Annotated in this window: 8 protein-coding genes and 1 pseudogene; 4 read left to right on the top strand and 5 right to left on the bottom strand. The window is 43.9% G+C overall.

Going from position 1 to position 22512, the window contains the following annotated elements; genetic code table 11:
• Positions 1–293 precede the first annotated feature (293 nt).
• Together RRG12_RS18900 and RRG12_RS18895 are read left to right on the top strand one after the other, a co-directional pair.
• Positions 294–5696: a phytase gene (locus RRG12_RS18900; protein ID WP_420760334.1), complete on the top strand. Its 5403-nt coding sequence runs from the start codon at positions 294–296 to the stop codon at positions 5694–5696.
• A gap of 1004 nt (positions 5697–6700) precedes the next feature.
• Positions 6701–9808, top strand: a complete 3108-nt coding sequence (locus RRG12_RS18895; RefSeq protein WP_420760356.1) for an esterase-like activity of phytase family protein — start codon at positions 6701–6703, stop codon at positions 9806–9808.
• 485 nt (positions 9809–10293) lie between these two features.
• Here the strand turns inward: RRG12_RS18895 and RRG12_RS18890 are convergent, their stop codons facing one another.
• Entirely contained in the window at positions 10294–12255 is a 1962-nt protein-coding gene (locus RRG12_RS18890; RefSeq protein WP_420760333.1) for a GAF domain-containing sensor histidine kinase, read from the bottom strand.
• A gap of 94 nt (positions 12256–12349) precedes the next feature.
• On the opposite strand from RRG12_RS18890, the pseudogene cobN reads away from it, so the two are divergent.
• Both cobN and RRG12_RS18880 read left to right on the top strand, forming a co-directional pair.
• Positions 12350–16487, top strand: a pseudogene (cobN, locus tag RRG12_RS18885) (cobaltochelatase subunit CobN).
• A gap of 9 nt (positions 16488–16496) precedes the next feature.
• Positions 16497–17627: a peptidoglycan-binding protein gene (locus RRG12_RS18880; protein WP_069074622.1), complete on the top strand. Its 1131-nt coding sequence runs from the start codon at positions 16497–16499 to the stop codon at positions 17625–17627.
• A 130-nt stretch (positions 17628–17757) separates the two neighbouring features.
• Here the strand turns inward: RRG12_RS18880 and RRG12_RS18875 are convergent, their stop codons facing one another.
• The 4 genes from RRG12_RS18875 to lipA form a co-directional block, all read right to left on the bottom strand.
• Positions 17758–18213 (bottom strand): Fur family transcriptional regulator, encoded by a 456-nt coding sequence (locus RRG12_RS18875; protein WP_012407750.1) that lies wholly within the window; start codon positions 18211–18213, stop codon positions 17758–17760.
• A gap of 517 nt (positions 18214–18730) precedes the next feature.
• Complete coding sequence (gene sigC / locus RRG12_RS18870) at positions 18731–19981, bottom strand: RNA polymerase sigma factor SigC (protein WP_069074621.1); 1251 nt, start codon at positions 19979–19981, stop codon at positions 18731–18733.
• A 583-nt stretch (positions 19982–20564) separates the two neighbouring features.
• On the bottom strand, positions 20565–21494 hold the full coding sequence (locus tag RRG12_RS18865; RefSeq protein WP_420760332.1) for an NAD(P)H-dependent glycerol-3-phosphate dehydrogenase: 930 nt from the start codon (positions 21492–21494) through the stop codon (positions 20565–20567).
• Positions 21495–21545: 51 nt separating this feature from the next.
• On the bottom strand, positions 21546–22424 hold the full coding sequence (gene lipA, locus RRG12_RS18860) for a lipoyl synthase (RefSeq protein ID WP_069074619.1): 879 nt from the start codon (positions 22422–22424) through the stop codon (positions 21546–21548).
• Positions 22425–22512 lie beyond the last annotated feature (88 nt).

The raw sequence follows: 22512 nt of genomic DNA, 5'->3' as shown, positions 1-22512 counted from the left end.
CAGAGTCGAATGGCACAAAAGCCCAAAAGGTTGTGTCGTCTCGTTCCCAGCCTGGAGGCTGGGAATGTATTTAAAAGAGGCTCTGCCTCAATTCAATCTACTGGAGGCGGAGCCTCCCAGAATGGATTCCCAGCCTGGAGGCTGGGAACCAGTCAGAACAAGGGCTGTATCTTTTCTTAGTGCCATTCGGCGCAGAGTCCCAGTGAGTAAGAGTTGGAATGCAAGAAACGCCCATTCCGCACTCCCAATTTTAAAAGCAGTCTCATGTCTGGAATCTACCTGAGAATTAAACTATGGTAACTACAAGCACAATTCGCTTTTCCCAGTTCAATGCTTCTTTGAATCGGAACGCTGAAGGTCAGTTATTAAGTGATTTATCTACCCCCGATAATGCTCAGGCAAAGGCGGTTGCAGAAATCATCCAGCGCAATAACCCAGATGTGCTACTAATTAACGAGTTTGACTACTCCCCGGAAGCAGTTCAACTATTCCAGCAAAATTATCTAGCCATCAGCCAAAACGGTACAACTCCCGTTGACTACCCCTACTTCTACATCGCTCCTTCCAATACGGGTATTGCTTCTGGCTTTGACTTGAACAACGACGGTACAGTAGGAAATGGCGATGATGCTTTCGGATTCGGGAATTTCCCTGGTCAATATGGGATGTTGCTGCTGTCCAAATATCCCATCGATACCGCCAATATCCGCACCTTTCAAAACTTCCTTTGGAAGGATATGCCCAATGCCTTGCTTCCCGATGACCCCGCAACACCACAGGCAAATGATTGGTATTCTGCCGAGGAACTCGAAGTTGTGCGTCTTTCCTCCAAGAGTCATTGGGATGTACCCATTCAGGTGAATGGCGAGACAATTCACATCCTCGCCAGCCACCCCACACCCCCAACCTTTGATGGGCCAGAAGACCGCAACGGTAAGCGCAACCACGACGAGATTCGCTTTTGGGCAGACTATATCACCCCTGGTAAAGGTAATTACATTTATGATGATCAGGGCAAAATGGGCGGTATTGCTGCTGGGTCAAGCTTTGTGATTGCGGGTGATCAAAATGCAGACCCGTTAGATGGTGATAGTTTTGACAACGCTATTCGCCAACTGTTGCAAAATCCCAATATCAATACTAATGTCATCCCTAGCAGTCTGGGTGGCTCTCAACAAGCAGATTTGCAGGGTGGTGCTAACGCTAGCCAAAAGGGTAATCCTAGATTTGATACCGCAGACTTTGCTGATAATGCTCCCGGAAATCTGCGGACTGACTATGTGTTGCCCTCCGCTGACCTGAGAATTGCCGACTCAGGAGTATTTTGGCCTCTGAATACTGATTCAACTTTTCCCTTGATAGGTACTTTTCCCTTCCCCAGTTCTGACCATCGCTTGGTGTTTGCAGATGTGCAAACTGGGCCAAATGAACCAGGTAAAACCATTCCTCGTGCAGAATTTGTAGAAGAAACCACCTTTGTTACTGGCTTTATTCCTGCTGGTGTGGCGGGAACTGTGAATGGGGTAGAGACTCCACTGGGGGGACTATCTGGCGTCACTTACGATGCAGCGAATAACCGCTACTACGCTATTTCAGACGATCGCTCGCAATTTGGCCCCGCCCGCTTCTATACTTTCACTGCTGATAGTGAGGTGACTTTTACCAATGTCACACCTCTGAAAGATAGTGATAACAACTTATTTGCAACATTTAGTATTGACCCAGAAGGCATTGCTTTAACTAACAATGAGACTGTTTTCATCTCTTCTGAAGGTGAAGTTAATCCTGGTGCAGGTCGAGTTAGCAATCCCTTTATTAAAGAATTTTCGCTTACAACAGGCCAAGAAGTGCGATCGCTATTTGTCCCCAGCAAATTCCTGCCAGTAGTTCAGGATACCAACAGCAACGGTCTTGTAGATGCAGGTGACACGCAGACATCGGGTGTTTACAATAATTTGGGATTTGAAAGCCTCACCATCACACCCGACCAAAAAACCCTATTCACCGCTACCGAAAACGCACTTTCTCAAGATGGATTAAGGGCTTCACTCACCAGCGGCAGCCGTTCCCGAATTCTGCAATACAATCTGCTTAGTGGACAACCAGAAAAAGAATACCTCTACATTACTGATGCGATCGCGGATGTACCCAACCCTAGCACAGGCTTTGCTGACAATGGTTTAGTAGATTTACTTGCGATCGATAACCGAGGAACCTTGCTGGCGTTAGAGCGTTCTTTTGCACAAGGTGTAGGCAACACTATCAAAATCTACGAAGTTTCACTGCAAGGATCAACAGATATTAGCTTCTACGATTCTCTCAATAATCTGAGTACTGAGCAACTAGAAGCTATCCAACCCGCTCAAAAACGTCTGTTGTTGAATTTAAATGATCTGGATTTGCCTAACGGTACAGATAACATCGAAGGCATCACCTTTGGCCCCAAACTAGCAGATGGTCGTCAGTCGATTGTGTTGGTAAGTGATAACAACTTCAACCAGAGCCAATTTACCCAAATCCTCACGCTGGATGCAGACTTAGTTCCAACTGCTGCACCCACGGTAGAAACTCGTCCCGATTTGTTGGATGATGAAACACTCCCAGTCGATCAACGTGCCGATGCTGATGATCCAGCCATCTATATTAATGCTACAAACTCTGCTGATAGCCTAGTATTAACCTCAGTGAAAAATGGCGGACTGCGGGTTTATGACTTGTCTGGTAATTTGTTAGAGACAATTAATCCCGGTGGTATTCGCTACAACAACATTGACCTACAATACGGTTTTAAATTAGGCGATCAATCTATTGATATTGCCGTAGCTAGCGATCGCAACAATGATAAACTAGCAATCTTCAAAATTAACCCCAACCCTGGTGCTGACGGCAATTACCTGGAAGATATTACCGACAGCAGTCTTGGTACTCTCTTCCAAGGGCTACCTTTTGAAGAACCTTATTCCTCATCTTCTCGGAGTGCTTACGGGCTAGCATTGTACCGTAGTCCAATCACCAATGATTATTATGTCTTTGCCAATCGCCGCGAAACTGGAGATGTCGCTCAGTTTAAACTGATTGATAAAGGTAATGGCAAAATTGGTATTGAACGAGTCCGAGAATTTACTGTACCAACAATTGGCGATCGCGATCCGCAAACAGAGGGTATGGTAGTAGACCAGGAAACTGGTTTCCTCTACATCGGCCAAGAAAATGTCGGTATCTGGAAGTTCCAAGCAGAACCAGACGGTGGGACAACTGGCAAGCTAATTGATCAAGTCAGAGATTTGGGCGGTACTAACCTTACTGATGACGTAGAAGGACTGACCATTTATTACGGCAAAAATGGCACAGGCTACTTATTAGCATCCAGCCAAGGTGACAATACCTTTGTGGCCTACACCCGTGAAGGTAACAACGAATACGTGGGTAACTTTGCCGTTGGAAACAATGGGCCAATTGACAGCGTACAAGAGTCAGACGGCGCAGATGTAATTAACGTGCCACTGGGGCCTAACTTTCCATTTGGTTTATTTGTGACTCAAGATGGCTCTAATGAACCTGCCACAATAGTCAGCGATGAAGGTGAAGAAGAAAATATCAGTTCTAACTTCAAGTTTGTACCTTGGGAAAATATTGCCAATGCCTTCCCTAATTCTCTAACTATTGACACCACTAGTTACGATCCACGCAATCCTGTTGCCCAAGCCAAACTGACTATCTATGAATTTGAAAACCTACCTAAGTTAGGAACAACCTCTGAAAATCAAGATATTTTATTAGGTGGTTTCTCTGGATTGTATTTCCAAGGGTTTGCAGCAAATGGGAATCTGAAGTTTGTCACTCACACAGACAGGGGCCCCAATGGAGAACCTGATGGTGTAAACAGACCATTTTTATTACCCGACTTCCAACCAGAAATAGTCAGCTTTGAACTCAACCGCACCACAGGTGAAATCAATATTACCAAGAGAACGGGGCTATTCCGTCAAGATGGGACAACGCCATTAACTGGATTGCCTAACTTGCAAGCTGTAGGAAACGGTTTAGCCTACACAGATGAAATTGCCGTTGACTTAGACAGCAATGTTCTCGCTAACGATCCTTTGGGTGCTGACTTAGAGGGAATTGTAATTGCGGAAAATGGAGATTACTGGCTGGTAGATGAATACCGTCCGGCAATTTATCACTTTGATGTTGATGGTAAACTGATTGACCGCTTTATTCCCCAAGGAACCGCCACAGCATCCGACCCAGATCAACCAGGCAGAACATTTGGCACTGAGGTATTGCCAGAAGTTTATGCCCAACGCCGCAATAACCGGGGATTTGAAGCTGTCGCTCTGGAAGGTGATAAATTATACGCCTTTATCCAAAGTCCAATTGATAATCCAGATGTCGCCAATGATGCGACTTCCAGAAGTTCTCTCAACCTGCGAATTCTAGAGTTTGATATTGTCACCAAGCAGGTAACAGGAGAGTATTTATATCGCTTAGAAGGTCTACCGGCAACTGATAAGATTGGCGATGCAGTTTCCTTGGGTAACGGCAAATTTGCGGTAATTGAGCGAGATGACAATGGTACGTCTGCTGGCAATAAACTAATTTACCAAATTGATTTAGCCGGGGCGACTAACATCAACAACCCTGCTAACTTTACCTTACCGGCTGATAAAACCATTGAACAACTTACCTCTGCCGAGTTAGCTACTGCCAATATTACCCCTGTCACCAAAAGTCTAATTGCTAATGCCGCTCAGTTGGGTTACACCGGAGTAGAAAAATTAGAAGGTTTGGCGCTGGTAGCACCCAACACTCTGGCTTTGCTTAACGACAACGACTTTAACGTTACGGGTAATACGCCTGCTGAAAAACTCGGCATTCTCGAATTACCCAATAACCTAACAGTTGTAGAGCCTCCTTTCCCGAACGGTTTTGGTTCTAGCAACAGTGATACTGTCAATCTTGAGCCAGGACAATTCTTTAGTGCAGGTGATGGCGCAGACTTTGTAGAAGGTACTGAAGGTAACACAATCGAGGCGGGGAACGGTTATGACACCGTACTTGCAGGGAGTGACTCTTCAGTATTTGGGGGAGAGGGTAATGATCAGATATTTATTGGCCAAAATGGCCCGGCTAAAAATACCAATGCTGATGGTGGCAACGGTGATGATTTGATTGTCGTCGTAGAAGCTAGTGGTAGTAATAATCTGTTTGGTGGGGCAGGTGATGATACTCTCACAGTAATTGAAGGTTCTCGCCAATCATTATTCGGTGGTTCCGGTAATGATAACCTTAGCAGTGGCGGTAGCAATAACCGTCTCTCCGGTGGTTCTGGAGATGACAAACTTTTCTCAAATATCAATGATTCGCTATTTGGTGGCGATGGTGATGATGTGCTATTTGCCGGTCAAGGAGGTAGTAATCGCCTGAGTGGTGGTGCTGGTGCTGACCAATTCTGGATTGCTAATGGTAGTCTGCCAATTAGTAATAACATCGTGACTGATTTCACAGTCGGGATTGACAAAATTGGGCTTGGCGGTGTTGGCGTAACTCAATTTTGTGGACTAACGCTGTCGCAACAGGGTAATGACACTTTGGTGAAAATAGGAAATACTGAGTTGGCTTCATTGTTGGGAATTATCTCAACTAGCGTGACTGCAAATGACTTTGTTTTCTCTCCTAGCGTCGTGGCTTAATTTGTTGCCTAGCGTTATCCCAATCCTAAATCATTTCTAAACAACGAGATCCCCGACTTCTTAAAGAAGTCGGGGATCTAAATATTTCATGTATTGCAAAAATTTTCATGAATTTATAAGCCAATACAGTTCAGAATGAGCAACAAAACCCTCATGTAGAGACGGTGATTTATCGCGTCTTCAAATACCAATTACCTACACCAATAAACCTTAAGCCAAGCGTATTGATTTATAAGCCCTTACAATTTATAAAAATATGCGATCGCTAGCCAACTCAGACTGAAAAATTAAGTTTTATATTTTCAAATATATCAAGAAATAATTAAATAGCCAAACTATCAAGATTAAACGTCAATTGGTGGATTTCATTTATCAAACCAACCTCAGCAGACTGAAACTTTGGTACTAACCTAAGAGGATATTTGAAAAGTCCTCTTCTTGGTAGCAAAACGTTCTAGATCCCCCTAAATCCCCCTTATAAAGGAGGACTTTAACTCCGGTTCCCCCCTTTTTAAGGAGGGTTAGGGGGGATCTAAAAGTGCCTAAAGTCACAGAGAAATACTTTTCAAACAACCTCTAAGACTATTACCATTTTTTGATTGAGTGGATTTTAATCATTTCTTCCAGCTAGCTTATTGTTTTCTTAATCTTCTCATGAAAATATCTTTACTGCTAGCTAAGTTCTCCCTACTACTATCAACAGATTTCAATTCTGTATCTAAACTCATTACTCACTAACACTGATTAGCAGTTGACATCTCATTCTCATTTCTCAAGCTTTCAATAACTCTGAGAGAATACACTTTTTATAAATGCATTCTCGGTGTTAATGACAAAATCGGACTTAACGGACTTGCCCAAACTGTAGTATTGTAATTCTGAAATTTACCCGTAATTCCGGTTTTTAGCGTGAGAACATGATTTGTTTTTCTCACAAGTGATGCAATGAGAGAACTTGATTAGTTTGCGAACCAGTTAAATCCAAATACCCAACCAACATTCTAATTATGGCAATTGAATTAGTAGGCTTTGCCTCTTTACCTGCTGATACCTATGGTGATGGGCCTGTTTCTGGTGAGGGAATTTCAGCCAATGGCAGAACGGGGCCTTTCCCAGGACAGCCAATACAAGGCTTCAGTGGTGTACAGTTTGCTAATAATGACTCTTTATACTTTCTGTCAGATAATGGTTATGGCAGCAAAGATAATAGTGAAGACTTTCTGTTACGCATCCATCGTCTAGACCCAAGTTTTAAGGGAACAGAAAATGGAGATGGCACTGTTAAAGTTTTAGACTACATTCAACTATCTGATCCCAATAACAAGATTCCTTTCCAAATAGTTAATGAAGGAACTACCGATAGATTACTAACTGGTGCAGACTTGGATGTAGAGTCATTCGTCTTTGATAAAGACGGGACAATTTGGATTGGAGAAGAGTTTGGCCCCTACCTACTACATTTTGATGCCGCTGGTAAGCTGTTAGAAGCTCCCATTGCTACACCTGACTTCTTCAAAACTCTAGATGGAGAAGCACCTAAAATTCTTGGTCACAGAGGTGCTAGTGGAAAACTTCCAGAACATACTCTAGAAGCTTACAAACAAGCAATTGCGGACGGTGCTGATTTTATTGAGCCTGACTTAGTAGTAACAAAAGATGGCGTGTTGATTGCTCGTCATGAACCTGCTTTGGCAATTTTGAATGCTGATGGCACTCTTAATTTAAGCAATACAACCACAGACGTTTACGATATTACCAAATATCCACAGTTTGCCGATCGCAAGAAAACAGTCAGTCTAGATGGAACTGAAATCACAGGTTGGTTCGCTGAAGACTTTACTTTAGAAGAAATCAAGACCTTAAAAGCGATACAGCGTGTACCTTTCCGCGACCAATCCTTCAATGGTCAATTTGAAATTCCCACCCTCGCCGAAATTATCGACTTGGTTAAGGAAGTAGAAGCCGAGACGGGTAAAAAGATTGGCATTTATCCTGAAACTAAGCATCCCACCTATTCTGCCGAAGAAGCTACTTATGTCGGCACTACGGAGAAAATTAACAGAAACATCAGTAAAATCCTGATCGATACACTTAAGGCTGAGAATTTTACCGATCCCAGTCGCATCTTCATCCAATCCTTTGAAGTGGGTAATCTCAAGGATCTCCACGATCGCATTATGCCAGAGGCAGGGGTAGATATTCCCCTGGTTCAACTTTTCGATGCCGCTGGAATTAGGCTAAACGGTGAGATCATTGAGACTCAGCCTTATGATTTTGAAGTCAGTAACGACCTTCGGACTTATGGCGATTTACGGACTCCAGAAGGTTTGGCTGAAATCGCTACCTATGCTGATGGTATTGGCCCTTGGAAGCGGTTAATTGTCAGTGTTAAAGGTACTGATGCTAATAATGATGGTTTGGCAGATGATATCAACAACGACGGCACAGTAAATGAAGCTGACAGAACACTGTTACCTCCCACTACTTTAGTTCAAGATGCTCACAATGCAGGTTTACAGGTTCATCCTTACACCTTCCGCGATGAAGACCTGTATTTAGCAGCAGATTACCAAGGGAATCCAGAACTAGAATTTCAGCAATTCTTTCAATTAGGGGTAGATGCACTCTTCACAGACTTCCCAGATACAGGGGATAAAGTTCGAGATTTCTTGAGTGATCCTCAGAATAACTTAGTGCGATCGCCACAAAACCCCGATGTTCTCTCAGGAGACGCTTTTGCTAACTTGGGTGGCTCTAAAGGTTTTGAAGGTGGAGCAATCAACGCCAGCAAAACCAAGCTCTATATGCTGCTAGAGGGTACGGTTCAAGGTGATGCTCCCGGTGCTTTGCGGATTAACGAATTTGATATTGCCAGCCGCAAGTACACCGATAATAAACTTTACTACAAGCTGGAAAATCCCGCGTATGCGATCGGTGATCTAGCAGTCATCAATGACAATGAATACTTAGTCGTTGAGCGGGATGGTGGTCAAGGAACTTCTGCTCAATTCAAAAAGATTTTCAAAATAGACCTGTCTAAAACAGACTCTAATGGCTATGTAGTCAAAGAAGAAGTTGCAGACTTGTTGAATATCCAAGACCCCAACGACCTCAATGGAGATGGTAAAACCACTTTTGACTTCCCGTTTGTAACCATTGAAAATGTTTTAGTTGTTGACAAAAACACTATTTTGGTAGCTAATGACAACAACTATCCTTTCTCAACAGGTCGTCCTGGAGGTGATCTTCAGAATCCAGTCATAGACAATAATGAAATTATTCTCTTAAAGCTGGAGAATCCCCTTAACCTTGCTCCTGGTGTAGGTCAACCAAAAGCTGAAGAAATTAAGTTTGGCTCCACAACCAGCGATGATATTACAGCCGCACCAAATCAAACCTTATTTACAGGTGATGGAGCAGATTTTGTCGAGGCTACTCAAGGTAACACAATCCAAACCGGGAACGGCGATGACACGGTGCTTGTGGGTAATGACTCTTCAGTGTCCACGGGAAACGGTGACGATCAGATATTTATTGGTCAAAATGGCCCGGCTCAAAATACCAGTGCCAATGGTGGTAATGGCGATGATCTTGTTGTCGTAATTGAAGCCAGTGGTAGTAATAATCTATTTGGGGCAGCCGGTGCTGATACCCTGACAGTAATTGAAGGTTCTCGTCAATTATCCTTCGGTGGCTCAGGTAAAGACACCCTCACCAGTAACGGCAGTAATAACCGTCTCTATGGTGGTTCTGGAGATGACAAACTCTTCTCCAATGTCGATGACTCTCTATCTGGTGGCGATGGTGATGATATTTTATTTGCTGGTCAAGGAGGCGGCAATCGCCTGAGTGGTGGTGCTGGTGCTGATCAGTTCTGGATTGCTAACGCCAGTCTGCCAACTAGCAAGAACATCGTGACTGATTTTGCGATCGGCATTGATAAAATCGGTCTGGGTGGGATTGGCGTTACTCAGTTTAGTGCCCTAACGCTATTGCAACAGGGTAGTGACACCTTAGTGAAAACTGGAAATACAGAGTTAGCTTCATTGCTGGGAATTACTTCAACTAGCCTCACAGCAAATGATTTCGTTTTTTCTGCTAGTGTCGTTTAGCCGAAACTGCAACATTCAAAATTAGTTAAACTGTAGCGATTTTGCTAATACGAGGAAGTATCACTTCCTCGTTTTTTTATCAAGAAAGGCAGAGGGCAGGAGGAATAATGCTTCCACCGTGACATTAGGGAAGAAGGGTTTGAGATCAATACGCTTGGGTTAAGGACTAATAGTACAAAATTGTGGGTTTTTGAGACGCGATAAATCGCCGTCTCTACAAGTGTTTTGGTCTTATACAAATTTAATGTGAAGTTGCACATATCTCGATCCCCCTAAATCCCCCTTAAAAAGGGGGACTTTGATAGATGTTTTTCCAGTTCCCCCCTTAAAAAGGGGGGCTAGGGGGGATCTAATTCTATGCAGCTTCATACAAAATTGGTCTTATCTAAATTGTATTGGGATTTAAGATCCCACCAAATTTTTAATTTGGTGGCTTTTATTCAGACCCGTCCTGAATATCCAACTGAGGTAAGACCTTCTGCCTCCTAACTCACCACTCTCATTGCCTGAGTTGGTATCCATACAGTAAAAATTGAGCCAATACTAACAGTTGATTCTACTTCAATTCGACCGCGATGGAGTTCTATCAGTTGTTTAGTTAAAGCTAGTCCAAGTCCAGTGCCTTCGTAGCGGCGGCGATAGGGTGTATCTAGTTGCTGAAATTTTTCAAACAGTAATGGTAATTGTTCATCAGGAATACCGATTCCGGTGTCTTCGACTTGAAAAATAGCAGTATCATCTTCTACCCAAAGACGTAAGGTGACGCTGCCATTTTCAGGGGTAAATTTAATGGCATTAGTTAACAGATTCCAGATAATTTGTTCTACTCGTTTGGCATCGGCGGTAAAGCGATCGCGCCTGGGATCGATTTGCAAATCAAGTATAAGATTAATTTGTTCGCTTGTTGCTTTTTTTCGCAGTGACTCCATAGCACTTTCGGCAACATTCACCAAAGAAAATTCTGAAATATTTAAAGCTGTTTTACCAGCCTCGATTTGTGATAAATCGAGGATGTCGTTAATCATTTCTAATAAATGTTCTCCACTATCGTGGATGGTTTGCAGATAACCGCGTTGTCGTTGACTCAATTCACCCAAAGGCCAGCGTAATAACGTCGAAGACATTCCAATCACATAAGTTAAAGGCGTGAGCAATTCATGACTGATAGTAGCGAGAAACTCACTTCTGATCCGGCTAGCAGCTTCAGCGGCGAGGAGAGCATCACGCAGAGCCATTGTGCGTTCAATAACTCGTTGTTCGAGATTTTGTTTTTCTTGGGTGAGGGTTTGCATTAACTCAGCTTGGTGAATAGCGATCGCTAATTGTTCTGCGATCGCAATTAGCAAGTTTTTTTCGCTATCATTCCACTGGTATGGCTCATTGCACTGATGAGCAATCAGCAATCCCCACAGTTTGTCTTCAAAGATAATCGGTGCAGCAAACTTAGCCCTAACTTGGCATTCCCTTAAAAAATTCAACAAACACTCTTCTAAAGCATACGTTTTTTCGACATCATCCACAGCTAAGGTAAAACCTTGGCGATACTTCTCCCAACATTGAGAGGTTCGGATAAAGCAATTTTTTTCTGTGTAATTCAATACCGAGCTAATAGCATCTGTAGCACGGGCTTCATAGACAATATAACCCCCATACTGTTGGTAATCTTCTAGTATGGGTTGATTATTTACTGAGATAGAAGTTGAGCATTTTCCATTTACCTCGTCTGTAGAAGACTGGTATTGTTGAGTCTTGACTTTGGAAACTTCAAATTTATAAATTACTAATCTGTCTAATTCCAGAAACTCACGCACCTGTGTAATTGCCGTTGCCATAATCACTGGCAAATCTAGGCTCTTGCGGATCTGTGTTGTTACCTGATTTAACAATCGCTCTTGGGAAATCTGTTTTTTTAAAGCATCTTCCACTTGCTGACAGATATAAACTGCTGGCCCAACTGGGCTTGGAGATGCTATGATTTCTTGGTTTGGCTGAGTTAGGAGATATTCTAATAACAACAGCGTAAATTGACTTTGGAGCGTGGCATCATTGGGTTTAATAATTTGGCGATAACGTTCGAGATTTTGGTGAGTATAGGAATCGCACTCAAACAAGTCTCTCAATTCATAGACAAATGTTGCGATCGCCTCTAAATTAAACGTCAACTTAGCATTGAGTGCCGAGTAAATTTCTTGCTCCTCTGCTCCCCTGCTCCCCTGCTCCTCCTCACAGTTTCCTATCAAGAGCGCACTAAACTGCTCAGAAACCACTAGCGTAAACCTTTGCCTTTGCCACTCTACAGGTATGCAAATTCGCACCAACATAGCTTCTGTCAGTATCAGGGCGGCACTTCCCACCGTTTGAGCCATCTGTTCTAACAACTCCCCAAGCTGATTAAATACAACAATAGGTAAGGTTCGAGAAAAGCTCAAATCAGGAGAACTAAGCATTTTCAATCATTTTGGTAAGAGGGGGCAGAATGCAGGGAAAAAAGTTTGTTTTGATTATCTACTAACCAACAGTTTAAAACGGTAACACAGGATTATGCATCGTATAAGTAGCACATCGGGTGGATGGAATCAGTCAGAGAGTTTAATTTTTTTAGAACAAACTCCCGCGCCTTTCGTGTTGATTACGGCTGCTGATACCGACATTCAAACCTTGGCAGCTGCGGTGACAAAGTTACCCCCAAGCTTTCCGGCATTAAGAGTCGCCAACCTGTTGCAGTTGCAGCAACAGTTAAGCATTGATAGTTACGGTGAGCAAGTTTTGGAACTTGCCCAAGTAATTATTTTGCGCCTATTAGGAGGACGTTCTTACTGGGGTTATGGCTTAGAAGTAGTGCAAGAAATTGTGCAACGTAATGGTAGAACCCTCATTGTAATGCCAGGGGATGACGCTTTTGATCCCGATTTAATTTCCCAGTCTACCGTGCCCTTGGGTGTTGTTAACCAGGTATGGCAGTATTTTAGCGAAGGCGGCGTGGAAAATTTCGTTAATGCTCTGCAATTTATCTCCGATAGTTGCTTGTTAACTGCATATAATCCTGCACCACCTCAGCCGATTCCGCGTGTGGGATTGTATGAGTGGGGAGTGGGGAGTGGGGAGTGGGGAGCAGGGGAGCAGGGGGGCAGAGGGGCAGAGGAGTAAGGGAGAGTTAGAACTTCGTTCATCCACCTCGGAACTCCGTTCATCCACCTTTGAACCGGATGAATCCACCTCGGAACTCCGTTCATCTACCTCAGAAGCTCAGGGGTTCCAATACCCCATGCCCCATGCCCCATGCCCCATGCCCAAAATCGGCATCCTCTTCTACCGCGCTCATTATTTAGCGGGGAATACTAAAGTAATTGATGCTTTATGCGAAGCTTTGGTACAGAAAAATTTACAACCAGTGCCAGTATTTGTTTCTTCATTGCGTGAACCAGATGTGCAAGTTGAGTTGAGTGAATTTTTTCAACCTAAAGAAGCCGAATCAATCGCTGTACTACTAAATACCACCAGTTTTTCTCTAGCACGATTGGAAAGCGAAACGCCCCAAACTGAACTATGGGGAAAATTAGATGTGCCTGTGTTGCAGGTAATCCTCAGTGGCGGATCAATTGAGCAGTGGGAGTCACAATTTCAAGGGCTTTCTCCCCGTGATATTGGGATGAATGTGGCGCTACCAGAAGTAGATGGGCGGATTATTACTCGTGCTGTGTCTTTTAAAGCATTGCAAACTCGCAATCCTCATTTAGAGACAGATGTGGTAATTTATGAACCAGTGAGCGATCGCATCGAGTTCGTTGCTAAATTAGCAGCAAATTGGGCGCGTCTGGGTTCCAAACCACCCCAAGAACGGCGAATTGCCCTAATTCTGGCAAACTACCCCAACCGCAATGGCCGCCTCGCCAATGGTGTGGGACTCGATACCCCAGCTAGTTGTGTAGAAATCCTGCAAGCTTTACATCAAGCTGGGTATGAAGTAGAAAATCCACCTGCTGAAGGAGACGAGTTGATTCAACGGCTGACAGATGGTGTAACCAACGATCCAGAAGGTAGAGAATCGCTTCCGGTAAACCAAAGTGTTTCTTGGGAAGAATATCAAAAATATTTCGCTTCATTACCGCCAGCAGTTCAGCAAGGTATTAGTGAAAGGTGGGGAATGGGGAATGGGGCATGGGGCATGGGGCATGGGAATAACAAATCCCCAATGCCCAATGCCCAATGCCCAATCCCCGTTCCCGGAATTCAACTCGGCAACATCTTCGTGGGAATTCAGCCAGCAAGAGGTTATGATAATGACCCCAGTTTGAATTATCATGCACCGGATTTAGAACCAACCCATGCTTATTTAGCTTTCTACTATTGGGTTAGAGAAACTTTTGGTGCTGATGCTGTAGTTCATGTGGGAAAACACGGAAATCTAGAATGGCTACCGGGTAAAAGTGTGGCTTTATCGAGTAATTGTTATCCAGAAGTAGCCTTCGGCGCACTTCCCCACCTGTACCCCTTTATTGTCAACGATCCTGGTGAAGGTTCCCAAGCCAAACGTCGCGCTCAAGCGGTGATTATAGATCACCTCACGCCACCGATGACTCGCGCGGAACTCTACGGTTCTTTACAACAGTTAGAAAATTTAATTGATGAGTATTACGAAGCAGACAGTTTAGATCCTTCGCGTTTGCCAGTGATTCGCGATCGCATCCACGAACTGGTAATCAAAGAAAATCTCCATCTAGATTTGGGAATCCAAAATGAAACAGAAATTTTTAAGTCTGAATCTCTGGTTTTGAATTCCATCGGTGGCTATCTGTGTGAATTAAAAGAAGCCCAAATCCGCGACGGATTACACATTTTTGGGCAATGTCCCCAAGGAAGACAACTGCGAGACTTAATAGTAGCGATCGCTCGCATCCCCAATCGCCATTCTCCAGGTATTACCCGTGCGATCGCTCAAGATTGGGGACTAGATTTCGACCCTCTCACAGCCGATTTGTCAATGACTAGTGGTGAATACTCAATAGTCAATGGCACACAATGCCGTACCCTCGGTGATATCGTCGAAGTCCTAGAAGAACACGCCGCCCTTCTAGTAGAACAACTCATCATTGAGAACTCAGAACTCAGAACTCAGAATTCAGAATTCAGGAATCAGGACTCTTGTAGAGACGCGATTCATCGCGTCTGTACTGGAGGTGGAGACGCAATGAATCGCGTCTCCACCTGGATACGCGATCGCCTCCTCCCAGCCTTACAAAAAACCCCCGAAGAAATCACCCACTTATTACACGGACTAGATGGCGGATATGTCCCCAGCGCTCCATCTGGCGCACCCACACGCGGCCGCCCCGAAGTTTTACCAACCGGGAGAAACTTTTATTCTGTCGATATTCGCGCCATTCCCACAGAAACAGCTTGGGATATCGGCAGAAAAGCCGCTGAAACCCTCGTAGAATATTACACTCAAGAACATGGTGAGTATCCCAAAACACTAGGTTTATCATTGTGGGGAACTGCCACCATGAGAACAGGCGGTGATGATATAGCCGAAGCCTTGGCTTTACTCGGAGTCCAACCTGTATGGGATGGTGCAGCGCGGCGAGTAGTAGATTTTGAAATTTTGCCCCTAGCGATTTTGGGAAGGCCCCGTGTAGATGTCACCTTGCGAATTTCGGGATTCTTCCGCGATGCTTTTCCCAACTTAATTGACTTATTCGATCAAGCAGTGACAGCAGTAGCAAACTTAGATGAACCGCCAGAACAAAATCCTTTAGCAGATGCAGTTCGCCAAGAAACTGATTTGTGGACAAGCCAAGGATTAACTTTAGAAGAAGCCGTGGTGCGATCGCGCTATCGCATTTTTGGTTCTCGCCCAGGTGCTTACGGCGCCGGACTTCAAGGTTTAATCGAATCGCAAAACTGGACAGATGACGAAGATTTAGCCCGCGCCTACATTAACTGGAGTTCTTACGCTTATTCTTCGGAAAACTTGGCAGGGGAGCAGGGGAGCAGGGGAGCAGGGGAGCAGGGGAGCAGAGGGGGAGAAATTCTTCCTAATCCCCAATCCCCAATCCCCAATCCCCAATCCCCAATCCCCAATCCCCAATCCCCAATCCCCAATCCCGAAGCCTTCAAGCAACGCTTGGCACAAATGCAAGTTGTGCTGCACAATCAAGATAACCGTGAACACGACCTACTCGATTCTGATGATTATTACCAATTTCAGGGTGGCTTAACCGCAGCGGTGCGTTCTCTACAGGGAAAAAACCCCCAAACTTATTTTGGTGATAATTCCATACCCGCCCAACCACGCGTTCGTCAATTGAAAGAAGAAATTGCACGGGTGTATCGTTCTCGCGTAGTCAATCCCAAGTGGATTGCAGGAGTTATGCGCCACGGATACAAAGGTGCCTTTGAAATGGCGGCGACGGTAGATTTTTTATTCGCCTATGATGCAACAGCCAAATGTGTCGAAGATTATATGTATCAAGGCATAGTAGAAGCTTACTTACTCGATCCAGTTGTTGTAGAATTTATTCAGCAAAAGAACCCTTATGCACTGCGTGATATTGCTGAAAGATTATTAGAAGCACACAAGCGCAATTTGTGGGAGGATGTAAATATAGGAACATTAGAAGCTTTGAGGAACCTAGTACATCAAGCTGAAGCAGTTATCGAAGAAAAATCAATGGTGTAGGAAACAAATATGGAAAATCTTGCGTATTTGCACCTAGCTTTCGCCTACGAAGACAGCACACCCAGTGAATTGGTATCCCTCAGTTCTTTGTTTAACAAAGCAGCTGCGCCAGACTGGAAACGGCTTTCTGGTAGGGCTTGGAAGTATATGTTGCCCCTTGCTCTGTCCTTATCTATTCTTGGCGCTGTGAGCAGTGTCATAGCTTTGGAAAAAGGCGATCAAGGTCCTTCTGTCAGAAATCTACAACAAAAGTTGAAAACAGCAGGTTTTTACCAAGCTTCTGTTACCCAAGTATATGACGTATCCACACAAGAAGCTGTGCGGCGATTCCAAAAGGCTGCTGGTTTACCAGTGGACGGCATTGTTGGAGCAAGCACCCTGCGAAAATTAGAAAGTTGGCAAGCTAAAAAGCCCAGTACTACGACTACACAAGCGAAAAAAGCTACTGTTGTAAGTACACAAGCCAAAAAGCCTAGCACTACTAGTTCAGCAACTAGCCAGCGCCGTAATTCCAACTACCTTTCTAAAGGGGATGAAGGTGAAAATGTCAGGGTTTTACAAGAACGCTTAAGAGTCGCGGGCTTTTATTACGGGAACGCCACAGGAATATTTGGCCCAATTACTGAAGAAGCTGTCAAGCGGTTCCAAGATGCTTATAAATTGAGCGTTGACGGTGTTGTTGGCCCAGCAACATTAGGTAAATTGCCCGGAGTTGGCATTGGTAGTGGAGAAGAGGCTCCCAAAAAGGTAGTCAATCGAGATAAACTTCGTGTAGGCGATCGCGGTGAGCCAGTTAGAATTGTTCAAGAACAATTGATCCAGGCAGGATATTTAGAGGGAGAGCCAAATGGCTACTATGGCCCCTACACTGCCGATGCTGTAAGGAGATTCCAAGCTGCTAATTACTTGGCAGCAAGTGGCGTTGCTGGCCCAACAACACGAGCTAAGTTATATAGCTCAGTTAATACTGCTAGCAAAAGCGAGTTTAATACCCTAGAAATCCAAACGCGTCTACGGGAGCGGGGTTTTTATAAAGGTAAGCTGAACGGTGTGATGGCAGATGACACTAAAAAAGCGATTAAACAAGCCCAGGAGTTTTACGGCATCAGTCTCAAGGATCTTAAGAGCGGACGCTTTTAACATCCGCTTTGGTGTTGTTAGTATTACTTACCAACTGGTTGCCTACCTCCAGTAACAGCAAATTAAAAACTGCTCAAAATTCCATTTATTTGGTTAATTTGAGTAGTTTCGTTTTTTATCCACCCAAGTGCTAAAGCGGCATCAGCGCCCGTTGGCACTTGGGACACACTGCATGGATGGTCATTTGACAGTCAAGTAGGTGAAAACCTTCTTTTTGAGCAGTTTTCGACCCAATTTTTAAGATTGAGTCATTTTTAAACTCAATAGTCGAGTTGCATCTAACACAAATTAAGTGATGGTGGTGATGGGGATAGGGCTGGTTGATTTCATAATGCTTATGTCCCTCGCCCAGTTCGAGTTCCCGCAAAATTCCCATTCTTGCCATCAACTTCAAAGTCCGATAGATAGTTGACAGACTGATCCCTTCACCATCAGTTTCTAGCCGATGATAAAGATCCTCCGCACTCAGATGTTCACCTTGCGGAAGTTCTTGAAAAATGTGTAAAATTGTTTCGCGCTGGGGAGTTAATCGCCAGCCTCGTTCGTTCAGTTCCGCCTTGAGTGAAGTAGTTGTGTAGACAGTCATACTAATATTTCTCAACAAAGCTCGTTAATTGAGAATATAACAAATCTTGGGAGCAATTTGCAACAATCATTGCCTATTGAGAATTTATATTAAATATTTAAAAACAATTCATCAAATCTTGATCAAAATTCAACTAATAAGCTGTAATGCATTTAATTTACATACAGTTAATAGTTAGGATACTTGTAACGATTGCATCCCTTGACTTTGAATTTTGAATGAGTGAATTTTAAATTGCTGATTTGATCCCCACCTTCAAAATATCTGAGCAAAGGTCTGGGGGTAAGTTTCTGCAATTAAATGCAAATTATTTGCTACAAGTCTCTAAGAGGCTTTTAAGCTGGAGATCAAATCGCTCTTTTATCCATAGTCATTTGTCAAGTGCAGTTTTCTAATGACAAATGACCCTGCGGGTGACGCTCCTACGTCGCTAACGCTACGCTAACGCCAGTTGCTCATGGGGGAAACCCCCAAGACCGCACTGGCTCACTAATGACAAATGACTCTTGATCATTGACTAACTGAGAGACTCCAAATAGTCGCGGATCAGGTTGCGGCGCTTGGGTTGGCGTAGCTTTTGCAAAGCCTTGGATTCAATTTGTCGGACTCGTTCGCGGGATAAATCGAGAGCGCGGCCAATTTCTGCTAAAGAGTAAGGATGACCATCTGCCAAACCAAACCGCATCAAGATGACATCGCGCTCCCGGCTAGTCAAATCTGACAGAAGATGATGCAAATCTCTTTGTAAAGATTCTCGCATTAACATCTCTTCAGGGGTTACACTGTCAGTTTCGAGTAATTCACCTAACTCAGTGTCTTTATCTTTCCCTACTTTGGTTTCCAAAGAAACGGAGCGAGGAACCCGCAACAAAACTTCTCGGACTTGGGTCGGTGTCATTTCTAACTCAGTTGCTAAATCCTCTAGAGTCGGAGTCCGACCTTTTTCTTGAGCAATTTTGCGTTGAGCCTTTTTGATTTTGTTTAACTTTTCGGTAATGTGAACCGGTAGGCGGATCGTGCGACTAGAAGTAGCGATCGCCCGTGTAATTCCCTGACGAATCCACCAGTAAGCATAAGTACTGAAGCGATAACCTTTAGTTGGGTCAAATTTTTCTACAGCCCGCTCCAAACCAAGTGTGCCTTCTTGGACTAAATCCAACAATTCCAAACCGCGATTTTGATACTTCTTGGCAACAGACACAACTAGGCGAAGATTAGCCTTAATCATGTGTTCTTTTGCTTGGAGTCCTTGGGACTGAATTTGCTCCAACTCTTCTACTGTCAACTTGGCGATTTCAGCCCAGCGACGTTTGCCATCTGCCAAAGTTGGTCTGAGATCGGCTAAAACTATTTCAGCAGTAGCAGCCCACCTTTCTAAAGACGGGCGATGTCCGAGTTCAGAGGTCAGACGTTCTTGAACTTCAATTAACCGGAGATAGGGCGTAATCACTTCATCTCCTTGCTTGGCGGCATTAGCAAGCACTATCCGCATCCGCAAGTAGCGTTGGACTTTTTGAGCTTCTGAAACTTCTTCATCCCGCCCTAACAAGCGAACCCGACCAATTTCTTGAAGATACAGACGTACTAGGTCTGTACTCCGGCGGTTAGTGTTAGCAGCAAAGTTAGCGTTGTCAACAGAAGCCATCTCTAGCTCCTGTAAATCATCTACCGATAACTCACTGTCATCAACCGTGAGATCCGAGTCCAAAGCCTGGCGGGACTTTTTGGTGTTGTAGGGGGCATCTGCATAAAAAGATGTTGCTGGCATAAAGATCGTCTCAATGGCTCCAGGTAACAATAGATTACGGTCAGCTTAGATTACGGTCAGCTATTCAACTGTTGCTATTGTTCCCGTGATTTACGATGAACTAACATGGTTGAAGGTTCCATTACAATTTTTTTTAGAAATTAACTGTAATGGTTTTATTGGATACAGTATTACTGAACTTAATCGGCTGTTAAACTTTTGATTGAATCAATAGCTATTTAAATCCATAGCTAGGCTTTCAATATTTCAACTACTTAGTTAATATTTTAACCACTAAGGGTTTAAATAGTAACTTTTGTAACACAGTATAAACATCCTTCAGTGAATGTCATCTTTATAATTGGCATAGTCACATTTACATGGTGACTAAAGTAATATCCTGACGATTTACTAATTTTTTCTAAGGATTATTCAGGTATAAGTAGAACTAATAGATATCAGAGAAGTTATTAGTATTAACGGTAAAAATTCTCTTGACACGGAGATAAAAGATGTAAGTAAACTGTCAAACACCCTCTCCGTGTACTTGCGTCGTCTTGTATGTCAGTCTTAAAGTGCTAATTTCAACTTGACAGACTATTAACTAGTAGTTGTACTCTGGCTTGATATCTCGCAACATCAGTTCATCAAGTGCTTGTCCGGGTGTGATTTCGCCTTGAAGTAACCGATAAACTTGCTCGGTAATTGGGACTGCGATGTTTTGTTGCTTGGCTCGTTGCATTAAAACTCGGCAAGTGTTTACTCCTTCAGCAGTTCCTTGTAAATTTGCGAGAGTTTCTGTAAGTGACTTACCACCAGCTAACTGATAGCCGACTTGGTAATTGCGACTTAAAGGACTATTGCACGTTGCTAACAGATCCCCTAGACCTGATAAACCATAAAAAGTTTCTGTCTTTGCACCCCAATTGTTGCCGATGCGAACCATTTCTGTAAGTCCACGGGTGACTAAAGCAGCTTTGGCATTTGTTCCCAGTTGTAAACCATCGCACACACCAGCTGCGATCGCAATCACATTTTTCAGTGTTCCCCCTAATTCCACCCCCAAAGGGTCGGGATTGGTATATACCCGGAAACGATGAGAAGAAAAGACTAATTGCACTACTTCCGCAGCCGTGGGAATATTACTGGCTACCACTGTGGCTGCTGGTAGCTCCATTTGAATTTCTTTCGATAAATTAGGCCCAGACAAAACAACTACTGCATGGTTAGGGAATATTGTTTGCCAAATTTGTGACGGCGTGCAGGTAGTTTCGGGGTCTAAGCCTTTCGTCGCCGTCACAAAAATTGCCTCTGGAGAAAGGGGGAAAGACTGGACTTGTGAAGCAACATCCCTCACACCAATCATCGAGATAGCGGACAGGATTATTTGGACATCTTTTAAAACTGCTTCCAGAGTTTGGGAACCTTGACGCGACCACACGCGCACCTGATGACCATTTGTGGCGGCGAGATTTGCCAGAGATGCACCCCAAGCACCCGCACCAAGAATTGCTACAGTTTTTGGATTAGTCATTAAATCAAAAGTCTCCCTATCCTCTTAGCTCACCAATCTAAAATCTAAAATCTAAAATTGGCTGCGGGGGTAACGTTCCATTAATTTCCTGACTTCTTCGGCATGATATGAGCTTCTTGTCAATGGTGAAGAAACAACTTGTAAAAATCCGATTTCTTCGCCGAATGCCTTCCAAGCAGCAAATTGTTCTGGGTTGACAAATTCATTTACTTGCAAGTGTTTTTGACTGGGTTGGAGATATTGCCCAATTGTCAAAATGTCGCAATCTACAGTTCGCAAGTCTTGCATGACTTGGCGAATTTCGGCATCAGTTTCACCGAGTCCAACCATGATCCCGGATTTAGTGTATGTGCTGGGAGAAAGTTTGCGAGTGCGTTGCAATAATTCTAATGTGCGATCGTAGTTTCCTTGGGGACGCACCCGGCGATATAAGCGTGGAACAGTTTCCGTATTGTGGTTTAATACTTCTGGCGCAGCTTGTAGAATCAACTCTAGAGCATTCCAATTACCGCACAAATCAGGAATTAGCACCTCAATTGTCGTGTTGGGTGAAACAGAGCGAACTGCATCAATACACGCCATGAACTGAGACGCACCACCATCAAGCAAATCATCTCGGTTTACAGAAGTGATTACTACATGATTAAGGTTCATGCGGCGAACAGCTTCCGCTAGTCGTGAAGGTTCTGTGGGGTCTAGTGGTTTAGGTTTTTTCTCAAAATCAATATCGCAGTAGGGACAAGCGCGTGTACAAGCCGGGCCCATAATCAAAAACGTGGCAGTCCCAGCGTTAAAGCATTCACCAATATTCGGACAGGACGCTTCCTCACAAACTGTATTGAGGGCTAAATCCCGCAAAATTTCTTTAACGTTACCGATGCGCTCACGCCCAGGTGCTTTCACCCGCAACCAGTCTGGTTTTACAGTCACAATCCGCTTTTACCATTAGAGTTATACAAATTCAATCGTAGCAAGCAAACCCTTGGATGAAGTGATCATATATATAGGAATCCGCTTT

It is taken from the genome of Nostoc sp. CALU 546, from assembly GCF_048836525.1.
Note: the sequence above shows the minus strand (reverse complement) of the source record. Positions and strands in the feature narration are given on the sequence as shown.

What these genes read in the sequence shown, in the direction of transcription:
- RRG12_RS18900 (WP_420760334.1), top strand. Translation starts at nt 294, where the DNA reads ATGGTAACTACAAGCACAATTCGCTTTTCCCAGTTCAATGCTTCTTTG.
- RRG12_RS18890 (WP_420760333.1), bottom strand. Translation starts at nt 12,255, where the DNA reads ATGCTTAGTTCTCCTGATTTGAGCTTTTCTCGAACCTTACCTATTGTT.
- RRG12_RS18880 (WP_069074622.1), top strand. Translation starts at nt 16,497, where the DNA reads ATGGAAAATCTTGCGTATTTGCACCTAGCTTTCGCCTACGAAGACAGC.
- RRG12_RS18875 (WP_012407750.1), bottom strand. Translation starts at nt 18,213, where the DNA reads ATGACTGTCTACACAACTACTTCACTCAAGGCGGAACTGAACGAACGA.
- sigC (WP_069074621.1), bottom strand. Translation starts at nt 19,981, where the DNA reads ATGCCAGCAACATCTTTTTATGCAGATGCCCCCTACAACACCAAAAAG.
- RRG12_RS18865 (WP_420760332.1), bottom strand. Translation starts at nt 21,494, where the DNA reads ATGACTAATCCAAAAACTGTAGCAATTCTTGGTGCGGGTGCTTGGGGT.